Raw genomic sequence first — 6,841 nt, 5'->3', positions numbered from 1 at the left:
CGTTCGGGAAGAGCCCCTTAACTCCGGTGGGGGCGCCCCACTCTTTGAAGTGAAACGGCGAGGATTCCATGGATCGGCTCTAAGAGAGGGCACCGCCTGGCGCGGAGACGACGAGACGCGCCCACCCGGCCCCTCACCGTCGTCGTCCCCGAACGCAGCCGTACTACGAAAGGGGGCCCGCAGTGAAAACCACGGGCCCCCGAAAGAGCGGACCTCAGTCCACCACGAGCCGCCCCCGCTTGGCGTGCGGGTGCCGCCCGTGGACCGCGTGGTAGAGCAGCGCCGCCACGACCACCAGCACGGCCAGCACTGTGTACATGGTGCCAAACCCGGTGGCGGAGAGCAGCAGGCCCAGGACCACGGGGCCGATGCCCACGCCCACGTCCATGAGCAGCAGCAGGGTGGAGATGCCGGTGCCCAGCTTGTGGGCGGGCACCGCGTTTACGGCGATGGCCTGCGCGGCCGGCATGAGCGTGCCGTAGCCCAGACCAGTCATGGCGCCGGCCACGACCACCTGCCAGTCCTGGTTGGCCACCGCCAGGATGCCCAGGGCCACAGCGAAGCAGACGAGGCCCAGGTAGACCACCACGTTGTCGCCGCGCTGGTCCTGCACCTTGCCCAGCACTAGGCGCATGATCAGCATGGCCACGGCGTACGCCACGAAGAACAGGGCGGCACCCGTGGTGACTCCGCGGTCCTCGGCATAGGCGTTGAGGTAGGTGATCACGCCCGCGTAGCAGACGCCCACCACCAGCATGAAGGAGCCGATGGGCAGCACTGCCGGGTGGGCGATGTCGCTGAGCGAGAAGGCGGCGCGCTGCTTGTCCACCTCCTGGTTGGCCTGGGCTTCACGCTTGACCAGGGGCTCCCGCAAGAAGGCACCCAGCACCAGGCCGAGCACGGCGGTGACGAGGGTCGTCCAGAACAGCCACGTGTAGTTCAGCGAACCCACCAGGAAGAGCCCCAGCGCGGGCCCCACCGCAGTGGCCAGTGTGGTGCCCAGCGCGAAGTACCCGGTGCCCTCGCCGCGGCGGGAGTCGGGGATCACGGACTGCGCAATCGTCATCACGGCGGTGCTCGCGAACGCGTACCCGAAACCGTGCAGCAGACGCACCCCGATCAGCACGGGCAGAGACCCGGCAGGCAGGTACAGCGCGCACGCGACCACCACGACCACGAGCGCGATCAGCAGCATCTTCCGGCGGCCAAGGATGTCCACGAGGTATCCGGAGACCAGCCGCGCGACGGTCGCCCCCACCACGAACGCACTGGACGCGAAGCCGCCCACGGCGTCCGAGGCCGCAAAACTCTTCACGGCGTACAGCGCCATGGTGGTGACCAGCATGTAGAAGGTCAGGTACTGCAGGAAGTTGACCACCCACGCCACCACGAACGTGGGCGTGACCAGCCGTGCCGGGCCCGCCGAGTGCGCGGGACCGGGCGTGGCCTGCTCCACCACAACCGGCAGTTGACCTGTGGGAACGTCGTCCTTCGCGTCGACCGACACGGGCACCTCCTGGAGTTTTTGGGTTTGTATAGTGCAAGATATTACCCCAGGATTTGTATTATGCAATTTTTGTCGACGACCCCGCTCCCCCGTCTTTCCGCCCCGCCTACCGTTGAGAGCTGCCACGGCGGCAGCCCCTCGGAAGCCGTCCACCCGGGGATGAAAGGATGGAACCGTGCACAGCGATGACTCAGTGAGCGAACTCGTCTACGAGAACATGCTGCTCTCGAGATACGCCCTCCAGGGAGCACCACCCCAGTCCCGCCGGGAGGCGCTGGACCGCAGCTCCACCGTGCTCCTCGCTCGTCTGCAGGCCGGCGGCCCCATGAGCGTGGCCGAGCTGGCCCAGTCCTTCGGCCTGGACATCTCCACCGTCCACCGGCAGGTCGCAGCCGCCATGAAGAGCGGTCTGATTGAGCGCATCAAGGACCCTGAGGGCGGCGTCGCCAAGAAGCACCAACCCACCGAGGAGGGCGTGCACCGTCTTGCGGAGGAACTGGAGGTCCGCCGCGAGTCCTACCAGCGTTTCATTGCGGACTGGCCGCAGGAGGACGTCACCGCGCTGGCCCGTCTCACCCGCCGCTTCAACGAGAGCGTGGAGGCCACCCTCGGCCACAGCTGGCCGCGCGACTACCCCACCGAGTCCTAGCGCACGACGCCGCCCGGGCCGCCCTCAGCACCCCTCCACCTCCGCGATCAGCAACGCCACGTGCAGGGACGTCCGCGACTCCGGATCGTCCAGCGACACCCCCAGCCTGCATTCCAGACGGGCCAGCCGCCCATAGAGCGCCGGGCGGGAGAGGTGGATCCGCTGGGCCAGCAGGCTCTTGTTCCCGCCGCACGCCAGGAACTGTGTCAACAGCTCACGGTCCTCGTGGCGCTCCACGTCCAGGACGCTCCCGAGTTCCGCGCGCGCGAACATCTGCGCGCGCTCGTCCCCGCGCAACATCGCGAGCAGCCCGCGCAGCCGCACGTCCTGTGCGCGGAAGCACCGCCGCCGCGCGGAACCGGAGCGCACAGAACCGGACCGGGCGGCGTCCTGCCGTGCCGCGCGGTCCGCCACGGTCCCGTCCTGCGAGGGGCCACCTTCCGCGCAACCGTCCCGCGCGAGCAGGGATACCGCGGCCTCCGCGATCATTCCGGCCTCGTCCAGGCGGGCGGCCGCGCCGATCATCCCCGACTCTGGATCGGAGACCCCTGCGAGCACCCGCCACGCTCCCTCCAGGCGCTGCTCCGCCGCCGTAAGCACCCGTTCCACCACGGCGTCCTGAGGGGTGCGCGCGGCCAGCGGCACCAGCACGGCCACGGAGGCAGCGCCAAGACGGCCAGCAAGCGCCGTCGTGCGCTCCCGGCCCAGCGCCCATGCGAGCGCATCGAGCACGGCGCCGCCGCCGGGCGCTCCCAGCGCACGACCACTGGCAGCCACGCGGCCGGGGCCGCCTCGCTCAGCACCCCGTGGCGCAGCACGCCGATCCCGAGTTCGTGCGCACGCCGCCGCGCGGAGTCCTCGTCCACGTTCCACGGGCGCCGAAGCTCGTGCAGCAGGGCGGTCTCCGCCTGGCGCTTCTCATTCCGGCGGCTGCGCTCGGACAGCATCGTGAGCGCCACCGCCTGCCCCGCCCGCTCCAGCACGGTGGCGCGCAACGCGGGCCCGGCACCCCGCGGCTCGGCAGACAGCCACCCGACCGTCTCCCTCGCGACCACCACGGGAACGGTCCCCCCTGTCCTCCGGTGACGACGACGCCGCACGCCGCCGCCACACGACCTCGGCACCCAGTAGCCGCGCGGCTTCCGCAACGATCCGCTGGACCGGGGCAGCCTCCAGGGTCAGCTGGGTGAAGACCTCGTGGATGCGGCGGTCCGTCTCCAGCTGCTCGAGCTGACGCGCAGCGATCCGGCGGTGCACCTCCTGCGTGACGGCCACGAACCGCACTTGGCGGCTCAACAGGTACACGGGCAGCTCCCGGTGAGCGGCCGCCGCGCGCAGCACCCGCACCACGGGCTCCCGCCCGGAGAGCACCTCGACCGCGAGCGCCCCTGTGAGGGCGCCGTGGGCAAGGTCGTGTTGATCGGACCGGCCGTGGTCGTGGCACCGTTCACCGTCCTGGCCATCATTGGGCGCGTCATCGGGTTCTTCTAGACCCGCTCCGCCGCAGACCCACCCCAGGTCCGGGGCCACGGCTGACGAGCCCCTCCGTGCGTCATAGGGTGGAGGCATGACTCGGATCACCAGCTTCACGCGACAGGGACTTACGTTCGACGTTCTCGACCAGGGCCCAGAGGACGGCCCCGTGGTCCTGTTGCTGCACGGTTTCCCGCAGGATGCCCGCGGCTGGGACGACGTCGCCGAACGGCTGAACGCGCAGGGGCTGCGCACTCTCGCCATGGACCAGCGTGGGTACTCCCCGGGCGCCCGACCCACCGAGCTGGCCGCGTACCGCCGCGAGGAGCTCTCCGCGGACGCGCTGGCCCTCGCGGACGAGGCCGGAGCGGAGCGGTTCCACCTGGTGGGCCACGACTGGGGTGGGGTGCTCGCCTGGGACATCGCCCTGCGCGCACCGGAGCGGGTGACCTCGCTGACCGTGCTGTCCACCCCGCACCCCACCGCGCTCGGGCACGCGCTCAAGACCCCGGACCAGGTCAAGAAATCCTGGTACATCGGCATGTTCCAGATCCCCGCCGCACCGGAGCGTCTGCTCGCCGGTCGCGTGGGAACCCTCACCCGCCGTGCGGGCATCCCCGAGGAGGCCGCGGAACGCTACGGGCGTCGCTTCGCCACCGCGGACGACCTGCGCGGGCCCATCAACTGGTACCGCGCCATGCTGCGCAAGGACGGCGTGACCGGTAAGAATGCCGGAAACGGCATCATCACGGTGCCCACCACGTTCGTGTGGGGCAACCGGGATCCCGCCCTGGGCCGAACGGCCGCGGAGGAGACCGAGGTGTACGTGCACGCGCCGTACGAGTTCATCGAGCTCGATGCCGGGCACTGGCTGCCCGAGCGCGAGGCCCCCGCGGTGGCCGAGGCCATCGTGGACCGCATATCCTCCGTCACGTCCGACTGACGCCGAACGGCCGGGGCAGTTCTCACCGTCAAGACCCCGGGGAACCCAGCACCTCCAACACGGCATCCCCGTACTCCTCGAGCTTCTTGGCGCCCACTCCGCTGACCCCGCTGAGCTGCGCCGTGGATGCCGGTGCGGCCTCCACGATGCCGACGAGCGTGGCGTCCGAGAACACCATGTAGGGCGGGATCTGCTTTTCCTTGGCCACCGATGTCCGCCACTCCCGCAGCGCCTCGAAGGTCTCCTTCGCGGCCTCGTCCAGGGTGTCTGCGGCCCGTGAGCGCCCGCTGCCCCCGCCGCTGCGGGCGCGTCCGTTCGCGCGCGCCGTCGGCGCCCTGTCCACCGCCAGCTCCAGGGTGCCCTCACCGCGCAGCACGGGTCCGGCCTCCGGGCCGGGAACGAGCACGCCGAAATCACCGACGGCCTCCACGACCCGGCGGGCAAGCAGCTGCCGCAGTACCGAGCGCCACTCCCGCTCGGAGAGGTCCTGCCCGACCCCCCACACGCTCAGCTCCTGGTGGCGCGACGCCTCCGTGCGCTCGTTGCTGCGGCCCAGCAGGATGTCGAAGACCTTGCCGGAACCGAACTGCTCACCGCGTTCGCGTTGCAGCCTGATGAGCGTGGACAGCAGCTTCTGGGCGGGCACGGTGGCGTCCCAGACCTTGGGCGGGTTCAGGCACGTGTCGCAGTTGCCGCACGGCTCGGAGTCCTGGCCGAAGTACCGCAGCAGCTGCACACGACGGCAGTCCGTGGTCTCGCACAGGGCGAGCATGGCGTCCAGGTGCGAGCGCGCATTGCGTTTGTGCAGGTCAGATCCGTCTCCCTGGTCGATCATGCGCCGCTGGTTGACCACGTCGCCCAGGCCGTACGCCATCCATGCCGTTGCGGGCATACCATCGCGGCCGGCGCGGCCTGTCTCCTGGTAGTACCCCTCGATGCTCTTGGGCAGGTCCAGGTGGGCGACGAAGCGGACGTCCGGCTTGTCGATGCCCATGCCGAACGCGATCGTGGCGACGACGACGATTCCCTCCTCCCGCAGGAACCGCATCTGCGTGTCCTGGCGCACTGCGGCGTCGAGACCCGCGTGGTAGGGCATGGCGTCGACCCCGCGGGCGCCGAGCCACGCAGCAGTGGACTCCACGCTCTTGCGGGACATGCAGTAGACGATGCCCGCCTCCCCCGGGTGCTCCGACTGGATGAGCCGCAGCAGCTGGTCCTTCGCGCGGTCCTTGGACTCGATCCGGTACTGGATGTTGGGGCGGTCGAAGTTGGAGACGAAGTGCCGCGCGTTCTCCATGCGCAGCCGCTCGGTGATCTCCTGGTGGGTGGCCCGCGTGGCGGTCGCGGTGAGTGCGATGCGGGGAACATCCGGGAAGGCGTCCGCAAGCACGGACAACCCCATGTAGTCGGGGCGGAAGTCATGCCCCCACTGGGAGACGCAGTGCGCCTCGTCGATCGCGAACAGGGCGATCGGTGCGCGCTTCAGCAGCTCAACGGTGCGCGGCAGGATGAGCCGTTCGGGGGCCATGTAGAGCAGGTCAATGTCCCCGGTGAGAAGCTGCCGCTCCACCTCCTGCGCCTCGTAGGGCTCCAGGGTGGAGTTGAGGTACGCGGCGCGGATGCCCACGGCCTCGAGCGCGGCCACCTGGTCCGCCATGAGCGCGATCAGCGGGGAGACCACCACGCCCGTACCGTCCCGCAGCAGTGCGGGGATCTGGTAGCACAGGGACTTGCCGCCGCCGGTGGGCATCAGCACCACGGCGTCCCCGCCACCCACCACCTGCTCGATGATCTCCGCCTGCTCCCCACGGAAGGCGTCGTACCCGAAAACCTCCTGTAGGACGCCCAGGGATTTGGTGGCAGTGGCGGAGGAAGTCATGCCTCCAGGGTAGGTGCTCAGCACTGGAGCTCAGGGCGCGGGGAGTCCAGGTGTGCAGGACGTCTCAGCGGTGAATGATCGTCGGGGGCAGGCCCGGCCCATGGAACCGCAATGGGTGATGGTGGCTCGCGGGATGCCGGCCAGCGGTGGTGGGGAACCTTTCAGTGGATCTAGACTCTCCCCGTACGTTTTCGAGATCCACAGCCGTGGAGGAACGAGGCTTTCGTGCGTCAGGGGGTTGCCGGCTTCTTCACCGCCGGCACTAGACAGCGCTGACCGGACGCGGCGGGTGAAGACCAGCCCGTCGCGCGCTTTCACCCACCCTTTTCCACCTCCCCGCGGCGACCGCGCTCCACGAGCGCGCCGAACGCCGTCGCCCTCCCGCACCAC

The 6,841-nt window shown here is 70.0% G+C and carries 6 protein-coding genes; 3 read left to right on the top strand and 3 right to left on the bottom strand.

The genetic code is table 11. The features are described from left to right. Window positions 1–214: 214 nt before the first annotated feature. Window positions 215–1,507, bottom strand: coding sequence for an MFS transporter (locus B3I25_RS00915; protein ID WP_286737520.1), 1,293 nt, complete (start codon window positions 1,505–1,507; stop codon window positions 215–217). 175 nt (window positions 1,508–1,682) lie between these two features. Between B3I25_RS00915 and B3I25_RS00910 the strand changes: the two genes are divergently transcribed. Continuing rightward, window positions 1,683–2,156, top strand: coding sequence for a MarR family winged helix-turn-helix transcriptional regulator (locus tag B3I25_RS00910; protein WP_098055728.1), 474 nt, complete (start codon window positions 1,683–1,685; stop codon window positions 2,154–2,156). 24 nt (window positions 2,157–2,180) lie between these two features. On the opposite strand, the gene B3I25_RS00905 is transcribed toward B3I25_RS00910, so the two are convergent. Further along, window positions 2,181–2,933 (bottom strand): helix-turn-helix domain-containing protein, encoded by a 753-nt coding sequence (locus B3I25_RS00905; protein WP_286737519.1) that lies wholly within the window; start codon window positions 2,931–2,933, stop codon window positions 2,181–2,183. A 420-nt stretch (window positions 2,934–3,353) separates the two neighbouring features. Here B3I25_RS00905 and B3I25_RS00900 point away from each other — a divergent pair, with 420 nt between their 5' ends. After that, window positions 3,354–3,647 carry a hypothetical protein gene (locus tag B3I25_RS00900; RefSeq protein ID WP_286737518.1) on the top strand — a complete coding sequence of 98 codons (294 nt, stop codon included), beginning with the start codon at window positions 3,354–3,356 and terminating at the stop codon, window positions 3,645–3,647. A gap of 76 nt (window positions 3,648–3,723) precedes the next feature. Further along, window positions 3,724–4,572 (top strand): alpha/beta fold hydrolase, encoded by an 849-nt coding sequence (locus tag B3I25_RS00895; protein WP_206399037.1) that lies wholly within the window; start codon window positions 3,724–3,726, stop codon window positions 4,570–4,572. A gap of 28 nt (window positions 4,573–4,600) precedes the next feature. Here the strand turns inward: B3I25_RS00895 and recQ are convergent, their stop codons facing one another. Beyond that, complete coding sequence (gene recQ, locus B3I25_RS00890; RefSeq protein WP_286737517.1) at window positions 4,601–6,451, bottom strand: DNA helicase RecQ; 1,851 nt, start codon at window positions 6,449–6,451, stop codon at window positions 4,601–4,603. Window positions 6,452–6,841: the final 390 nt, after the last annotated feature.

The sequence above is a fragment of the Kocuria sp. UBA1838 genome, assembly GCF_002338785.1.
GTDB lineage: Bacteria > Actinomycetota > Actinomycetes > Actinomycetales > Micrococcaceae > Kocuria > Kocuria marina.
Note: the sequence above shows the minus strand (reverse complement) of the source record. Positions and strands in the feature narration are given on the sequence as shown.